The 15,535-nt window shown below is 71.9% G+C and carries 14 protein-coding genes; 13 read left to right on the top strand and 1 reads right to left on the bottom strand.

Features of this window, described 5'->3' with window-relative positions; genetic code table 11:
- Positions 1-5 precede the first annotated feature (5 nt).
- The 10 genes from FHS37_RS25890 (at position 6) to FHS37_RS25845 (ending at position 11,225) form a co-directional block, all read left to right on the top strand.
- Entirely contained in the window at positions 6-563 is a 558-nt protein-coding gene (locus FHS37_RS25890) for a hypothetical protein (protein ID WP_184825400.1), read from the top strand.
- A 37-nt stretch (positions 564-600) separates the two neighbouring features.
- The gene (locus tag FHS37_RS25885; protein WP_229889826.1) at positions 601-1,017 is read left to right on the top strand and encodes a hypothetical protein; all 417 of its coding nucleotides are present in this window, start codon (positions 601-603) and stop codon (positions 1,015-1,017) included.
- Between the two features lie 217 nt (positions 1,018-1,234).
- Complete coding sequence (locus tag FHS37_RS25880; RefSeq protein ID WP_184825398.1) at positions 1,235-2,593, top strand: nitrate/nitrite transporter; 1,359 nt, start codon at positions 1,235-1,237, stop codon at positions 2,591-2,593.
- A 117-nt stretch (positions 2,594-2,710) separates the two neighbouring features.
- The gene (locus FHS37_RS25875) at positions 2,711-3,874 is read left to right on the top strand and encodes a uroporphyrinogen-III synthase (protein WP_184825490.1); all 1,164 of its coding nucleotides are present in this window, start codon (positions 2,711-2,713) and stop codon (positions 3,872-3,874) included.
- A 152-nt stretch (positions 3,875-4,026) separates the two neighbouring features.
- On the top strand, positions 4,027-4,620 hold the full coding sequence (locus tag FHS37_RS25870) for a CGNR zinc finger domain-containing protein (protein WP_184825396.1): 594 nt from the start codon (positions 4,027-4,029) through the stop codon (positions 4,618-4,620).
- Positions 4,621-4,910: 290 nt separating this feature from the next.
- The gene (locus FHS37_RS25865; RefSeq protein WP_184825394.1) at positions 4,911-5,495 is read left to right on the top strand and encodes a sigma-70 family RNA polymerase sigma factor; all 585 of its coding nucleotides are present in this window, start codon (positions 4,911-4,913) and stop codon (positions 5,493-5,495) included.
- Between the two features lie 74 nt (positions 5,496-5,569).
- Positions 5,570-6,334 (top strand): anti-sigma factor family protein, encoded by a 765-nt coding sequence (locus FHS37_RS25860; RefSeq protein ID WP_308436689.1) that lies wholly within the window; start codon positions 5,570-5,572, stop codon positions 6,332-6,334.
- Positions 6,335-6,394: 60 nt separating this feature from the next.
- Positions 6,395-8,692 (top strand): HelD family protein, encoded by a 2,298-nt coding sequence (locus FHS37_RS25855; protein WP_184825390.1) that lies wholly within the window; start codon positions 6,395-6,397, stop codon positions 8,690-8,692.
- A 407-nt stretch (positions 8,693-9,099) separates the two neighbouring features.
- Positions 9,100-10,509, top strand: a complete 1,410-nt coding sequence (locus tag FHS37_RS25850) for an NAD-dependent malic enzyme (protein WP_184825388.1) — start codon at positions 9,100-9,102, stop codon at positions 10,507-10,509.
- 434 nt (positions 10,510-10,943) lie between these two features.
- A complete protein-coding gene (locus tag FHS37_RS25845) occupies positions 10,944-11,225 on the top strand; it encodes an HU family DNA-binding protein (RefSeq protein WP_003990598.1) in 282 nt (93 codons plus the stop codon).
- Between the two features lie 238 nt (positions 11,226-11,463).
- Here the strand turns inward: FHS37_RS25845 and murA are convergent, their stop codons facing one another.
- Positions 11,464-12,804 (bottom strand): UDP-N-acetylglucosamine 1-carboxyvinyltransferase, encoded by a 1,341-nt coding sequence (gene murA / locus FHS37_RS25840; protein WP_184825386.1) that lies wholly within the window; start codon positions 12,802-12,804, stop codon positions 11,464-11,466.
- Between the two features lie 311 nt (positions 12,805-13,115).
- Between murA and FHS37_RS25835 the strand changes: the two genes are divergently transcribed.
- From FHS37_RS25835 to FHS37_RS25825, 3 genes are all read left to right on the top strand, one after another.
- Positions 13,116-13,688, top strand: coding sequence for a YqgE/AlgH family protein (locus tag FHS37_RS25835; RefSeq protein WP_184825384.1), 573 nt, complete (start codon positions 13,116-13,118; stop codon positions 13,686-13,688).
- Positions 13,689-13,718: 30 nt separating this feature from the next.
- Positions 13,719-14,000: a DUF3039 domain-containing protein gene (locus FHS37_RS25830; RefSeq protein WP_184825382.1), complete on the top strand. Its 282-nt coding sequence runs from the start codon at positions 13,719-13,721 to the stop codon at positions 13,998-14,000.
- A gap of 240 nt (positions 14,001-14,240) precedes the next feature.
- Positions 14,241-15,533, top strand: a complete 1,293-nt coding sequence (locus FHS37_RS25825; RefSeq protein WP_184825380.1) for an extracellular solute-binding protein — start codon at positions 14,241-14,243, stop codon at positions 15,531-15,533.
- Positions 15,534-15,535 lie beyond the last annotated feature (2 nt).

Here is a 15,535-nt window from a genome sequence, read left to right as displayed (position 1 = left end):
CGCCCTTGGTTGACGCCCAGGTGCGCAGCGGCGGTCCCTGGAACCTGGCCTTCCGCTGGCTGTGGGGCAGCCCGGACCTCAAGAACCGCTCGTCCGACGTCGTCCACGACGGCGACGACGAGCTGACGCAGCCCCTGATCAAGAGCACCAGCATGGCGGACGCCCGCTCGACCATCGCCGCCGAGTGCGCCTGGAGCGGCAAGAAGAAGGGCCGGGCCGACTGCAGCACGACGAAGAACCGGCACGGGGACGACCTCAACTACCTCCAGATGGCCGGTGTGTACGCCTCCGACCTGGGCGGACTGGTCATCGGCAAGGAGGACCGCAAGGTCCAGGGCGTCCTCGGATCCTACGTCCTCGATGACGAGATCGTCAAGACCAAGGGAGACACTCTGACCGTCGAGTACAAGGCGTGGACCGACATCAACAACGAGTCCTTCGTCCCGGGACACCAGGGCCGGCAGGAGGGGTTCAATGAGGCACCGCGTACATGGGCGGTTACTTCGCCGGGTTCCGCGTCGACGTCAAGTGGCAGGAAACGATCTACAAGTAGGCCGGCGTGAAGGTACTTCGTGGTGCGCGACCGTCGCAGCCGTTCTCGTGCTCTCCCTGATCGGTCTGTTCGCTCTGGTGCGTTGCGGAGCGAACGAGGGAGGCGAGCTCAGCCCTGCGCAGGTCACCGGTGTCTGGACGGGCGCCGATGGCGGCAGGGTGGAGTTCGGGGCCGACGGGCGGTTCGAGATGTCGGGCATCCCCCGCAGTGCCGTCGTCTTCGCCTTCACCGACCCCCCGCCGGGTGAGGGGAAGCTCTCCGGCGGGGGCGAGTGGGAACTCGCCGACGGCGACAGGAGCGGCACCGTCGAGCTCGGTTTCGACGCCGGAGGGTCCTTCTCGGACGACAGCCAGTCCGCGCTGCTCGAGGTCAAGGAGACGGGCGACCGGCCGGTGCTGTACTTCGCCGTCGACCCCGACAAGGAGTACGGCTACGAGGTGCGGCGCGTCAGGTCGGACGAGTAGGACGCCGTCCGCCGTCCGGACGGCGGACAGCCGGAGCACCGCCGCGGCCCGGCCCCCTCACCACGGGGCCGGGCCGCGGCCGTGACGGCGGCCTCTCACCCCGGCGCCCCGCGAGGTGAGGGCAACGTTCCCGCACGGTCATCCACAGCCCCACCGGCCCGAAACGACTCCTCCCTACGTTCGGCACGACCGAGCTGTGGAACACCGTGGAGGCGTCATGACAGTCCCTGGCGGCCGTTGGATCCAGGAGTGGGACCCGGAGGACGAGACCTTCTGGAACCGCACCGGGGAGAGGATCGCCCGGCGCAACCTGCTCTTCTCCGTGCTGTCCGAGCACATCGGGTTCTCCGTCTGGACGATGTGGTCCGTGCTGGTGCTCTTCATGGGCCCGGAGTACGGGCTCACCCCGGCCGACAAGTTCCTGCTGACGTCCGTGGTCACCCTGGTCGGCGCCGTGGTCCGCGTCCCGTACACCTTCGCCGTCGCGGTCTTCGGCGGACGGAACTGGACGATCGTCTCCGCCGGGATGCTGCTGGTCCCCACGGTGGCCGCGTTCACCGTGATGGAACCGGGCACCTCCTTCTCCACCTTCCTGCTGGTCGGCCTGCTGGCCGGCATCGGCGGCGGCAACTTCGCCTCCTCCATGACCAACATCAACGCCTTCTTCCCGCTCCGGAAGAAGGGCTGGGCGCTCGGCCTGAACGCCGGCGGCGGCAACATCGGCGTCCCGGTGATCCAGCTCACCGCCCTCGCGATCATCGGGGCGGGCGGCGGGCCGCGGGTGCTGCTCGGCATCTACATCCCGCTGATCGTCGTCGCCGCCGTGCTCGCCGCGCTGTACATGGACAACCTGGCCTCGGTGAGGAACGACACCGGCGCCGCCAAGGACGCCGCGCGGGACCCGCACACCTGGATCATGTCCTTCCTCTACATCGGCACCTTCGGCTCGTTCATCGGCTACAGCTTCGCCTTCGGGCAGGTGCTCCAGAGCCAGTTCGGCCGCACCCCGCTGCAGGCCGCGTACGTCACCTTCCTCGGCCCGCTGCTCGGCTCCCTGATCCGCCCGGTGGGCGGCAGGCTCGCCGACCGCTACGGCGGCTCGCGGATCACGCTGTGGAACTTCGTCGCGATGGGCGCGGCCACCGCCGTACTGGTCGTCGCCTCCATGCAGAAGTCGCTGGTGCTGTTCACCGTCGCGTTCGTGGTGCTGTTCGTGCTGTCCGGCCTCGGCAACGGATCGACGTTCAAGATGATCCCCGGCATCTTCCAGGCCAAGGCGCTGGCCCGGGGACTGCGCGGGGAGGAGGCCGCCGCGTACGGGCGGCGGCTGTCCGGCGCCTCCATGGGACTGATCGGCGCGGTGGGCGCGCTCGGCGGGGTCGGCATCAACCTGGCCTTCCGCCAGTCCTTCCTCTCCCACGGCTCCGGCACCGGCGCGTTCGTCGCCTTCCTCGCCTGTTACGCGGTCTGCTTCGCGGTCACCTGGGCCGTATACCTGCGCCGCCCGACGGACCGGCCGACCGGCCGGAACACCACTTCGGAGGAGAAGCCGCAGCCCAGTTACGCCCGGGTGTGACGTAACACTGGTGACACGAAGCCGAACCGAGCCCGTCACGGATCGTTGACAGGCTCGACCGGCACGGAGGCGGAGCCGCACTCCCCGCAGGACGCCGACTCGACCGGGACGAGAGCCATGTACGACGAACGACAGGGTCCGCAGCAACGACCGGAGCACGGCCCCCTCGCGGGCTTCACCGTGGGGGTGACCGCGGCGCGCCGGGCCGACGAACTGGGCGCGCTGCTCGAGCGGCGCGGAGCCGTCGTGCTGCACGCCCCCGCCCTGCGGATCGTGCCGCTGGCCGACGACAGCGAGCTGCTGGCCGCCACCAAGGAGATCATCGGGCAGGCCCCGGACGTCGCGGTCGCCACCACCGCCATCGGCTTCCGGGGCTGGGTGGAGGCCGCCGACGGCTGGGGCCTGGGCGAGGACCTGCTGGCGAGGCTGCGCGGGGTGCGGATCCTGGCGCGCGGCCCCAAGGTGAAGGGCGCGATCCGGGCCGCCGGACTGACCGAGGAGTGGTCGCCGGCGTCGGAGTCCCTGGCGGAGGTGCTCGACCGGCTGCTCGCGGAGGGCGTCGACGGACTGCGCATCGCCGTGCAGCTGCACGGCGAGCCGCTGCCCGGGTTCGTGGAGTCGCTGCGGGCCGGGGGAGCGGAGGTGGTGGGGGTGCCGGTCTACCGGTGGCTGCCGCCGGAGGACCTCGGCCCCGTCGACCGGCTGCTGGACGCCGCCGTCTCCCGGACCCTGGACGCGGTCACCTTCACCAGCGCGCCCGCCGCGGCCTCGCTCCTGTCCCGGGCCGAGGAGCGCGGCCTGCTCGACGGCCTGCTCGCCGCCCTCGGCCACGACGTCCTGCCCGCCTGCGTCGGCCCGGTCACCGCGCTGCCGCTGCAGGCCCGCGGCGTCGACACCGTCCAGCCCGAGCGCTTCCGGCTGGGCCCCCTCGTCCAGCTGCTCTGCCGGGAACTGCCCGCCCGCGCCCGCGCGTTGCCCGTCGCCGGGCACCGGGTGGAGATCCGCGGCCACGCGGTCCTGGTGGACGGCGCGCTCAGGCCCGTGCCGCCGGCCGGGATGTCCCTGCTGCGGGCGCTGTCCCGGCGGCCCGGCTGGGTCGTGTCCCGCGCGGACCTGCTGCGCGCGCTGCCGGGAGCGGGCCGCGACGAGCACGCGGTGGAGACCGCCATGGCCCGCCTGCGCAGCGCCCTCGGCACCCCCAAGCTGATCCAGACGGTCGTCAAGCGCGGCTACCGGCTCGCCCTGGACCCGCAGGCGGAGCCGAAGTACGCGGACGAATGAGAACCGGGTCGGCCCCGGGCCACCGGGGGCCGTGCGGGGGGTTCCGGGCGCGGGAACGGGCAGGCACTGTAGGGAGAGGACCTCCCGGCCCCTCACTCGCATCGCACCGGCCCCCGCACGCCGGGGGTGAACCCCTAGGCGGTGACAGGCACATGGCACTGGGTACGGCCACGGCGCCCCACGAGCTGCGGTTCGACACCGGACGGGTCTGCCTGGACCTCCTCGCGACCACGCATCCCGCGGAACGGCTCGACTCCGTCGAGGTGCTGCGCGCCTGGATCACCGGATCGGGACTCGTCCCGCCGGGCACCCCGCTGGCCCACGCCGACCCCTCGTGGCTGCCGGCCTTCCGCGAACTGCGCGGCAGGCTCGGCCCGTTGCTGCGCGGCCGGGCGGCGCCCGGCGTCCCCTCGTACGACCTCGCGCTCGCGCGGGTCAACGACCTCGCCCGCGCGGCGCCCCCGGCCCTGTGCGCGGTCCCCGGTGACGACGGGGTGCTGACGCGCCGCGTCGACGGCCCGCCCGGCCGCGCCGCGTTGCTCGCGGCGGTCGCGCGGGACGCCGTGGACCTGCTCACCGACCCCGTCGCGCGCGCCGGGCTGCGGCAGTGCGAGGGCGACAACTGCCCGATCGTGTACCTCGACACCTCCCGGGGCCGCAGGAGGCGCTGGTGCTCCAGCGAGATCTGCGGCAACCGCGAACGCGTGGCCCGCCACCGCCGCCGCGCCGCCCTCGCCCGGGCCTGAGACGGCCGGGTCCCCGGCCCGGCCGTCCCGCGGGCGGCCTCCGCACCGCGCCCGCCACGAGACGCCCGAGTGACGTCACTCACACCGCGTCCGCCGTCCGCGCTCCACGGGCGGCGCGCCCGCCCTTGTCGTCGTGGCGGAAACGTAAAGGGGGAGCGGGGGGAATGTGACGTCGTGTCCCGGTCGTCACGCCGTCCCGAAGAAAACCGCCGCCTCCCTTTGAACACCCAACGCCCCGTGTCCGTACCGGTTGTCGAGCGACCGGCTGGGGATCCCCCCGGACATCGGAGGTGGGCGTGCGCAAGGATTCCGTCGTGGCCAATGACCGTGCATCGAGGGCCCGACATCGCATGCCCTCACAGCCCTCGGAACCCGACGAGGAGCTGATGCGCGCGCTGTACCGCGAGCACGCCGGACCCTTGCTGGCCTACGTCCTGCGGCTGGTCGCCGGAGACCGGCAGCGCGCCGAGGACGTGGTGCAGGAGACGCTCATCCGTGCCTGGAAGAACGCCGGTCAGCTCAATCGGGCGACCGGTTCGGTACGCCCCTGGCTGGTGACGGTCGCCCGGCGCATCGTCATCGACGGCCACCGCAGCCGGCAGGCCCGGCCGCAGGAGGTCGATCCGTCGCCGCTGGAGGTCATCCCCGCGGAGGACGAGATCGACAAGGCGCTGTGGTTGATGACGCTGTCGGACGCGCTCGACGACCTGACCCCTGCCCACCGGGAGGTGCTCGTCGAGACGTACTTCAAAGGGCGTACCGTCAATGAGGCGGCCGAGACGCTCGGTATCCCCAGCGGCACGGTTCGCTCCAGGGTGTTCTACGCCCTGCGTTCGATGAAGCTGGCACTGGAGGAGCGGGGGGTGACGGCGTGATGAATGTGTACGGGGGAAATCAGGGATTCGGTACGGGCGGTACGGGTATGTCTGGAGCCATGCAGGGATCACCGGTGCCGAACGAACACGAGACCGTCGGCGCCTACGCCCTCGGCATCCTCGACGACGCCGAAGCAACCGCTTTCGAGGCGCACCTGGCGACCTGTGAGTGGTGCGCCCAGCAGCTCGACGAGCTCGCGGGCATGGAACCGATGCTGGCCGCGCTCGCGGACCTGCCCGGCGCCGGGACGCCCGCCGTCGGCGAGTCGCTGTCCGCCAAGCCCTCTCCGCGCGTGGTGGAGAAGCTGATCGACGAGGTCGCCGAGCGCCGCGCGCGCAAGCGCCGCCGCAACTTCTACATGGTGGCCGCGGCGGGCGCGCTGATCGTCAGCGGGCCGTTCGTGGCCGTGGCGACCACCGGCGGGGACGGCGGCGGCGGTGGCGGAGGCGGCGGCGCCAACCAGACCCTCGCGGCGAACCCGGCCAAGGAGGCCTTCGACCGCACCTCCGACAAGATCTCGGCCACCGACCCCGGCACCAGGGTCTCCGCGACCGTGGCGATGGAGGAGAAGGCCTGGGGCACCGGGACGGTCCTGGAGCTGAAGAACGTCACGGGCCCGCAGAAGTGCTCGCTGATCGCCGTCGGCAAGAACGGCGAGCGGGAGACCGTCACGTCCTGGTCCGTCCCGGACTGGGGCTACGGCCTGCCGGACGCCAAGACGGACAAGGCCAAGCAGCCGCTGTACGTCCAGGGCGGCGCCGCGTTCGAGCCGAACGAGATCGACCACTTCCAGGTCATGACCTTCGACGGCAAGCTGCTGGTGGAAGTGGACGCGTAGCCTCCCGGGGCCCCCTTCGCGTACGGTTGACGGCTGCCCAGCACGTCAGAAGGGGGCCCGGTGGCCGCTCAGGCTCAACAGGAAACCGCGGTCGACCCGGTTCACGACTCCGTTCGCGACCGGGAGATCCGCGTCGAACAGGAACACCTGGACCGGGTGTACCGGCGCCTCGAGGAGAAGATCCACGAGGCCGAGTTCCTCATGCGCGACGCCGCCCGGCGCGGCCAGGTCGGCACGCCCGGCGCCCTCGCCGAGCGGGACGCCCAGGTCTTCCGGGCCGGCGTCCACCTCAACCGGCTGAACAACGAGTTCGAGGACTTCCTCTTCGGCCGGATCGACCTGCTGCTCGGCAAGGACGGCAAGAAGGGCCCCGACGGCGCCTACACCGCCGTCGAGCCCGCCGAGGGCGCCGTGCGCCCCGACAACACCGCCGACATCGCCGAGACCCTGCACATCGGCCGCATCGGCGTCCTCGACGAGGACTACGCCCCGCTGGTCATCGACTGGCGGGCCCCCGCCGCCGCGCCCTTCTACCGCTCCACCCCGGTCGATCCCGGCCGGGTCGTGCGCCGCCGCGTGATCCGCTCCAAGGGCCGCCGCGTCCTCGGCGTCGAGGACGACCTGATGCGCCCCGAGCTGAGGGCGTCCCTGGACGGCCACGAGCTGCCCGTGATCGGCGACGGCGCCCTGATGGCCGCGCTCGGCCGGGCCCGCACCCACACCATGCGGGACATCGTGGCCTCCATCCAGGCCGAGCAGGACCTGGTCATCCGCGCCCCCGCCGCCTCCGTGACCTACGTGGAGGGCGGTCCCGGCACCGGCAAGACCGCCGTCGCCCTGCACCGGGCGGCCTACCTGCTCTACCAGGACCGGCGCCGGTACGCGGGCGGCATCCTGATCGTCTCGCCCACGCCCCTGCTCGTCGCCTACACCGAGGGCGTGCTGCCCTCCCTCGGCGAGGAGGGCCAGGTCGCCATCCGCGCCATCGGCTCGCTCGTCGAGGGCGCCGAGGCCACGCTGTACGACTCCCCGTCGGTGGCCCGCGCCAAGGGCTCGTCCCGCATGCTCAAGGTGCTGCGGAAGGCCGCGCGCGGAGCGCTGGAGCTGAACGATTCTCCGGAGCGGCTGCGGGTCGTCGCCTTCGGCCGCCGCCTGGAGCTCGAGGCCGGGGAGCTGGCGGACGTCCGCCGCGCCGCCCTCGGCGGCACCGCCCCGGTCAACCTGCTGCGCCCCCGCGCCCGCAAGCTGCTGCTGGACGCCCTGTGGGAACGCTCCGGCGCCGCGAACCGGCACACCGACCCGGAGCTCGCCGCCGAGCTGCGTTCCTCCTTCGACGAGGACATCACCTCCGAGGACGCCTTCCTCGCCTTCCTCGACGCCTGGTGGCCCGAGCTGACCCCGGCCGCCGTCCTCGGCGCCATGGCGGACGAGAAGCGCCTGGGCCGCTGGTCCCGCCGCGTGCTCAACCCCGGCGAGGTCCGCAGGGTCGCCCGCTCGCTGCAGCGGGACGGCCACTCGGTGCACGACATCGCGCTCCTCGACGAGCTCCAGGCGATCCTCGGCACCCCGGCCCGGCCCCGGAAGAAGCGCGAGATCGATCCGCTGGACCAGCTCACCGGCCTGGAGGAGCTGATGCCGGTGCGCGAGGAGTCGCAGCGCGAGCGGGCCGAGCGGCTCGCCCAGGAACGCGTCGAGTACGCCCACGTGATCGTCGACGAGGCCCAGGACCTGACCCCGATGCAGTGGCGCATGGTCGGCCGGCGCGGACGGCACGCGACCTGGACGGTCGTCGGCGACCCGGCCCAGTCCTCCTGGTCCGACCCCGACGAGGCGGCCCAGGCCCGCGACGAGGCGCTCGGCACCCGTCCGCGCCGCCGCTTCGAGCTCACGGTGAACTACCGCAACCCGGCGGAGATCGCCGAGCTGGCGTCGAAGGTGCTCGCCCTCGCCATGCCCGGCTCCCGGTCGCCGAGGGCGGTGCGCTCCACCGGCGTCGAGCCGCGCTTCGAGGTCGCGCAGGGACCGCTGGGCGAGACGGTGCGCGCGGAGGCGGCGCGGCTGCTGGAGCGGGTGGACGGCACGGTCGGCGTGGTCGTCGCCATGCAGCGCCGCGAGGAGGCCCGGCGCTGGCTCGACGGGCTGGGCGACCGCGTCGTGGCGCTCGGCAGCCTGGAGGCCAAGGGCCTGGAGTACGACGCCACGGTCGTCGTCTCCCCGGCCGAGATCGCCGACGAGTCGCCGGCCGGGCTGCGCGTCCTGTACGTCGCCCTGACCCGGGCCACCCGGCGGCTGACGGTGGTCTCGCAGGAGCGCGACGAGCCGGACGCGGCCGGGGTGCCGGACCTGCTGAGGGACTGACCCCGGTGCGCGGGGGAGCGGAGGAACCGCTCGCGGGACGGGAATGGCCGGCCGGGATCCTTTGTTAACCTTGACGTGACACCGGCCCGATCCAAGCCCCCGGGCCCAACCTTCGTCGCTACGAGCGACCACTTGCCGCGAGGCGAGCATGGCGGGTCGGTGTCACCCAGCGTGTGAGAGGCCCACGTCACCTGATGTGACGTGGGCCTCTTTCGTCGTCCGGACCTCTTCACCGGGGCGCACCTCCTCTCGTATGGTGGAATAAGTTTTCCGAAAGGTGCCGGAGATGCCCGCTCCGGACGCGAACAAAACGTTCGCAATCCGAAGCGGCTACCGCGTACTCGGCGGTAGGTGCGACGATCGGACGGCACAACGCAGCGACACGGTGAAAGCAGAGGAAGTCGGCCATGGCAACGGCGCCCAGCGTCTCCTACTCGATGACCATCCGGCTGGAGGTGCCCGCCGGCGGAACCGCGGTCTCCCAGCTCACCACGGCCGTCGAGTCCCACGGAGGCTCGGTGACCGGCCTCGACGTCACGGCGTCCGGCCACGAGAGGCTCCGCATCGACGTCACCATCGCGGCCACCTCCACCGCCCACGCCGACGAGATCGTGGAGCAGCTGCGCGGCATCGAGGGCGTCACGCTGGGCAAGGTCTCGGACCGTACGTTCCTGATGCACCTCGGCGGCAAGATCGAGATGGCGTCGAAGCACCCCATCCGCAACCGTGACGACCTGTCCATGGTCTACACGCCGGGCGTGGCCCGCGTCTGCATGGCGATCGCGGAGAACCCCGAGGACGCCCGCCGCCTGACCATCAAGCGCAACTCCGTCGCGGTCGTGACGGACGGCTCGGCCGTCCTCGGCCTGGGCAACATCGGCCCGAAGGCCGCGCTGCCGGTGATGGAGGGCAAGGCGGCCCTGTTCAAGCGGTTCGCCGGCATCGACGCCTGGCCGATCTGCCTGGACACCCAGGACACCGACGCGATCGTCGAGATCGTCAAGGCCATCGCCCCGGGCTTCGCCGGCATCAACCTGGAGGACATCTCCGCCCCCCGCTGCTTCGAGATCGAGGCCCGGCTGCGCGAGGCCCTCGACATCCCCGTCTTCCACGACGACCAGCACGGCACGGCGATCGTCGTGCTGGCGGCCCTGACCAACGCCCTGCGGGTCGTCGGCAAGGGGATCGAGAACGTCCGCGTCGTCATGTCCGGTGCCGGCGCGGCCGGCACGGCCATCCTCAAGCTGCTGCTCGCCGCGGGCGTGAAGAACGCCGTCGTGGCAGACATCCACGGCGTGGTGCACGCCGGCCGCGCCGACCTGGTCGACGCCGCCCCCGGTTCGGCCCTGCGCTGGATCGCCGACAACACCAACCCCGAGGGCCTGACCGGCACGCTGAAGGAGGCGGTGCACGGCGCGGACGTCTTCATCGGCGTCTCCGCCCCGAACGTCCTGGACGGCGAGGACGTGGCCGCGATGGCCGAGGGCGCGATCGTGTTCGCGCTCGCGAACCCCGATCCCGAGGTGGACCCGGCGGTCGCCCGCCGGACGGCGGCCGTCGTGGCCACCGGGCGCTCCGACTTCCCCAACCAGATCAACAACGTGCTGGTGTTCCCCGGCGTCTTCCGCGGCCTGCTGGACGCCCAGTCCCGCACCGTCAACACCGAGATGATGCTCGCCGCCGCGCAGGCGCTGGCCGACGTGGTGACCGAGGACGAGCTGAACCCGAACTACATCATCCCCAGCGTCTTCAACGACAAGGTCGCGGGCGCGGTGGCCGGCGCGGTGCGGGACGCCGCCAAGGCGGCCGGGGCGTAAGCCCTCCGGAGTCCTCCGGAACCTCCCGGACACCGGGGACGGCGGGCCGTCCCCGGTGCTGTGAGGATCGCCACGACCGGGGTTCGCACCGGCGCGTCGTGGAACCCGTGGGTCCTGGCGTCCCTCTAGGGTGGCGGCCAGGCCCGGGCGCGGGCCCCTGCGGTCCGTCGCCGGAAGCGGACTGAGCGTCACCGTATCGGGGCCGTGGCGTTCTCCGGGTGACTCCCTCGGGTGTTCTCACGACTCCTGCGGGTGCCGGATTGGCTTTACCGCCGCAGGTGGAGGCAGGATGCGTCTCTGGGCGCGAGGGTCCGACGACGGACCCGGGTCCGGGGACTCACCGAGGAACCTGGCAGCATCGGCTTCGCCGTGCCCGACATGCGGCTCCGCCGCGTGGCACGCCTCAACGGCAAGAAGAACACGGGAGTAACAACATGAACCGCAGTGAGCTGGTGGCCGCGCTGGCCGACCGCGCCGAGGTGACCCGCAAGGACGCCGACGCCGTGCTGGCCGCGTTCGCCGACGTCGTCGGCGACATCGTCTCCAAGGGCGACGAGAAGGTCACCATCCCCGGCTTCCTGACCTTCGAGCGCACCCACCGTGCCGCTCGCACCGCGCGCAACCCGCAGACCGGTGAGCCGATCCAGATCCCGGCCGGCTACAGCGTGAAGGTCTCCGCGGGCTCCAAGCTGAAGGAAGCCGCCAAGGGCAAGTGACCCTGCCCGTCGTACGCCCCGGGACGGCGTACGAGGCACGGTGACACCGAAAGGGGCGGCCACCCGATGAGGGTGGCCGCCCCTTTCGACGTGCGCGGCCGTGCTCGCCCGAGGGCCTTGCCGGGGGGTCGGCCTTCGCGCCGGGCTCCGCCGGCTTCTCCGTGCTGTGCTCGCCCGGGGTGACCCCCGGACCCCCGGCCGGGGGCGGTGCTGCCCGGCCGGGGTGGTGGGGGCCGGGTCAGGCGAGGGCCTTGCCGGGGAGTTCGGCCTTCGCGCCGAGCTCCGCCAGCTTCTCCATGAAGTTCTCGTAGCCGCGGTTGATCAGGCCGATGCCGTGGACGCGGGACGTGCCCTGGGCGGCGAGGGCGGCGATGAGGTAGGAGAAGCCGCCGCGCAGGTCGGGGATGACGAGATCCGCGCCCTGGAGCTTCGTCGGGCCCGAGACGACCGCCGAGTGCAGGAAGTTGCGCTGGCCGAAGCGGCAGTCGGAGCCGCCCAGGCACTCGCGGTAGAGCTGGATGTGGGCGCCCATCTGGTTGAGCGCGGAGGTGAAGCCGAGGCGGGACTCGTAGACCGTCTCGTGGATGATCGACAGGCCCGTCGCCTGGGTCAGGGCGACCACCAGCGGCTGCTGCCAGTCGGTCTGGAAGCCCGGGTGGACGTCCGTCTCCAGCGCGATGGACTTCAGCTGGCCGCCGGGGTGCCAGAAGCGGATGCCCTCGTCGTCGATCTCGAAGGCGCCGCCCACCTTCCGGAAGGTGTTCAGGAACGTCATCATCGACCGCTGCTGGGCGCCGTGGACGTAGATGTTGCCCTCGGTGGCCAGCGCCGCGGACGCCCAGGAGGCGGCCTCCAGGCGGTCCGGGAGGGCGCGGTGGGTGTAGCCGCCGAGCTTGTCCACACCGGTGATGCGGATGGTCCGGTCGGTGTCCATCGCGATGATCGCGCCCATCTTCTGCAGGACGCAGATCAGGTCCTCGATCTCCGGCTCCACCGCCGCGTTGGACAGCTCGGTGACGCCCTCGGCGAGCACCGCCGTCAGCAGCACCTGCTCGGTCGCGCCGACGGACGGGTACGGCAGCCGGATCTTCGTGCCGCGCAGCCGCTGCGGGGCCTCCAGGTACTGGCCGTCCGCCCGCTTCTCGATCGTCGCGCCGAACTGCCGCAGCACGTCGAAGTGGAAGTCGATGGGCCGGCCGCCGATGTCGCAGCCGCCCAGACCGGGGATGAACGCGTGCCCGAGCCGGTGCAGCAGCGGGCCGCAGAACAGGATCGGGATCCGCGAGGAACCCGCGTGGGCATCGATGTCGGCGACGTTGGCGCTCTCCACGTGCGTGGGGTCGAGCACCAGCTCGCCGGGCTCGTCGCCCGGGCGGACCGTCACGCCGTGCAGTTGCAGCAGACCCCGTACGACGCGGACGTCGCGAATGTCCGGAACGTTGCGCAGGCGGCTCGGAGCGCTGCCCAGCAGCGCGGCGACCATGGCCTTCGGTACGAGGTTCTTCGCACCGCGGACACGGATCTCGCCCTCCAGCGGGGTTCCGCCGTGGACAAGCAGGACATCGTCGTTGACGGTCATGAATCTCGCGTTCCGTGGGGAGTGGGGCAGGGGCCAGGAGGCAAAGCGTAATCGTCCCGCACCCCCCTTCCGTAAGCCCGCGGGGGACCCGACGACGTCATGGGTCCGTCACAACACGAAACGTTCCAGAGCGGGCACAAGGGGTCACCGGACACCGGCGTGCGCCGGGGACGCCCCCGTCCGCCCTCCCGTCTCCCGCCACCGCCCTCGACCGAGGCCTTACCAGGCCACTCCTCTCGATCATGGCTGCGTTCACTCCCGTACCCCCGTTGCCTCCCCACGCGGAGGGAAGATGCGGGATCATGTCTGGCATGACCGAGGTGTCCTCGCTCACAGGGCGGCTGCTCGTGGCCACGCCCGCCCTGGCGGACCCGAACTTCGACCGCGCGGTGGTGCTCCTCCTCGACCACGACGAGGAGGGTTCGCTCGGTGTCGTCCTCAACCGTCCGACCCCGGTGGACGTGGGCGACATCCTGGAGGGCTGGGCGGACCTCGCCGGCGAACCCGGCGTCGTCTTCCAGGGCGGCCCGGTGTCGCTGGACTCGGCCCTCGGCGTCGCCGTCGTCCCCGGCGGAGCGGCCGGCCAGGCGGCCCCGCTGGGCTGGCGCCAGGTGCACGGCGCGATCGGGCTGGTCGACCTGGAGGCCCCGCCGGAGCTGCTCGCCTCCGCCCTCGGCTCCCTGCGCATCTTCGCCGGATACGCCGGCTGGGGCCCCGGCCAGCTGGAGGACGAGCTGGTGGACGGCGCCTGGTACGTCGTGGAGTCGGAGCCCGGCGACGTCTCCTCCCCGGCCCCGGAGCGGCTCTGGCGCGAGGTGCTGCGCCGCCAGCGCAACGAGCTGGCGATGGTGGCCACGTACCCGGACGACCCTTCGCTCAACTGATGCGTGTGACCTTCAGTACCCTTGGCTGTTATGAGCACTCTTGAGCCCGAGCGCGGGACTGGTACGGGGACCCTCGTCGAGCCGACGCCGCAGACCTCCCACGGCGACGGTGACCACGAGCGCTTCGCCCACTACGTCCAGAAGGACAAGATCATGGCGAGCGCGCTCGACGGTACCCCCGTCGTGGCGCTGTGCGGCAAGGTCTGGGTGCCCGGCCGCGACCCGAAGAAGTACCCGGTGTGCCCCATGTGCAAGGAGATCTACGACTCCATGGGCGCCGGCGGCGACGACAAGGGCAAGGGCGACAAGTAGTCCCGCAGCCCCCTTTCCCCGCCGGTCCCGCCCGAAGGCCCCCAGGACGCGTTCCACGCGTCCTGGGGGCCTTCGGGCTGCTTTGCGCCGTCCGTGCGTTGCACAGGGTGCGTCGGCCGGTCACAGAGTGGTTGAGACCTCTTGTGGCGCGGTTCACCCAGTCCCTAGCCTCCGGGGTGTTGTTGTGCACAGCGAAACCATCATTGCGCATGTTGCAACGCACCACCGGAGGAGCACTCCATGAAGCTGTCCGTCCGCATGGTCGCCCTCGCGGCCGTCCTCGCCACCGCCGCCTGCGCGCCCCAGACCTCCGGCACCTCCTCCTCCGACAAGGACGAGAAGACCGGCACCCTGCGCGTCTGGCTCTTCCAGGAGGTCAACAACGAGCCCAAGGAACAGGTCGTCGACTCCGTCCTCGCCGCGTTCGAGAAGGCCCACGAGGGCGCCGAGGTCACCGTCGAGTACATCCCCGTCGAGACCCGCGCCCAGCGCATCAAGGCCGCCTTCAACGACCCGAAGTCCGCGCCCGACCTCATCGAGTACGGCAACACCGACACCGCGGGCTACGTGCAGGACGGCGGACTCGCCGACGTCACGGAGGAGTTCGAGGCCTGGGACGAGGCCGCGGACACCGACCCGACCGCCCGGCAGTCGGTCACCGTCGACGGCAAGGTCTACGGGGTCCCGTACTTCGTCGGCGTCCGCGCGCTGTACTACCGCACGGACGTCTTCGAGGAGCTCGGCCTCGACGTCCCGAAGACCCAGGCGGAGCTGATCTCCACCGCCCGGCAGATCCGCGCCGCGAAGCCGGAGATGTACGGCATCGCCGTGGGCGGCGCCTACACCTACGGCGCGATGCCCTTCGTCTGGGCCCACGGCGGGGAACTCGCCACCGGCAAGGGCGGCTCGTACGCCTCCGCCATCGACAGCGCCGACGCCCGCGAGGGCATCGAGGCCTACACCTCCCTCTTCGGCGACGACAACTGCCCGGCCGCCAAGTGCGCCGGGATGGGCGGCAACGACACGGTGACCGCCTTCGCCTCGGGCAAGGCCGCGATGGCGATCGGCGGCGACTTCAGCCACGCGGCCGTCGAGGCCGGGAAGGTCAAGGGCAAGTACGCCGTCGTGCCGCTGCCGGGCGTCGAGCCCGGGTCCATCGCCCCCGCGTTCGCGGGCGGGAACAACCTCGGCGTGCTGAAGTCCACCTCGCACCGCACCCTCGCCGTCGACCTGATGAAGCGGCTCGCCTCCAAGGAGGCCCAGGGCGAGCTGTTCGAGGGCATGGGCTTCCTGCCGACCTTCTCGGACGTACGGCAGCGGGTGGCCGCCGAGGAGCCCTTCGTGAAGCCGTTCGTCGAGACGCTCGCCGCCGGCACCAAGTTCGTGCCGGCCTCGCCCGCCTGGGCGCAGATCGACGCCTCGCTGGTGCTGCCGACCATGTTCCAGGAGGTCGTCAGCGGCAAGAAGGACGTGGCGACCGCCTCGGCGGACGCCGCGAAGAAGATGAACGAGGCGTTCGGCTCGGTGGGTTGATC

This window comes from Streptomyces griseomycini (assembly GCF_014203535.1).
GTDB classification, from domain to species: Bacteria; Actinomycetota; Actinomycetes; order Streptomycetales; family Streptomycetaceae; genus Streptomyces; species Streptomyces griseomycini.
Note: the sequence above shows the minus strand (reverse complement) of the source record. Positions and strands in the feature narration are given on the sequence as shown.

What these genes read in the sequence shown, in the direction of transcription:
- FHS37_RS25875 (WP_184825490.1), top strand. Translation starts at nt 2,711, where the DNA reads ATGTACGACGAACGACAGGGTCCGCAGCAACGACCGGAGCACGGCCCC.
- FHS37_RS25870 (WP_184825396.1), top strand. Translation starts at nt 4,027, where the DNA reads ATGGCACTGGGTACGGCCACGGCGCCCCACGAGCTGCGGTTCGACACC.
- FHS37_RS25850 (WP_184825388.1), top strand. Translation starts at nt 9,100, where the DNA reads ATGGCAACGGCGCCCAGCGTCTCCTACTCGATGACCATCCGGCTGGAG.
- FHS37_RS25825 (WP_184825380.1), top strand. Translation starts at nt 14,241, where the DNA reads ATGAAGCTGTCCGTCCGCATGGTCGCCCTCGCGGCCGTCCTCGCCACC.
- FHS37_RS25845 (WP_003990598.1), top strand. Translation starts at nt 10,944, where the DNA reads ATGAACCGCAGTGAGCTGGTGGCCGCGCTGGCCGACCGCGCCGAGGTG.
- FHS37_RS25880 (WP_184825398.1), top strand. Translation starts at nt 1,235, where the DNA reads ATGACAGTCCCTGGCGGCCGTTGGATCCAGGAGTGGGACCCGGAGGAC.
- murA (WP_184825386.1), bottom strand. Translation starts at nt 12,804, where the DNA reads ATGACCGTCAACGACGATGTCCTGCTTGTCCACGGCGGAACCCCGCTG.
- FHS37_RS25835 (WP_184825384.1), top strand. Translation starts at nt 13,116, where the DNA reads ATGACCGAGGTGTCCTCGCTCACAGGGCGGCTGCTCGTGGCCACGCCC.
- FHS37_RS25830 (WP_184825382.1), top strand. Translation starts at nt 13,719, where the DNA reads ATGAGCACTCTTGAGCCCGAGCGCGGGACTGGTACGGGGACCCTCGTC.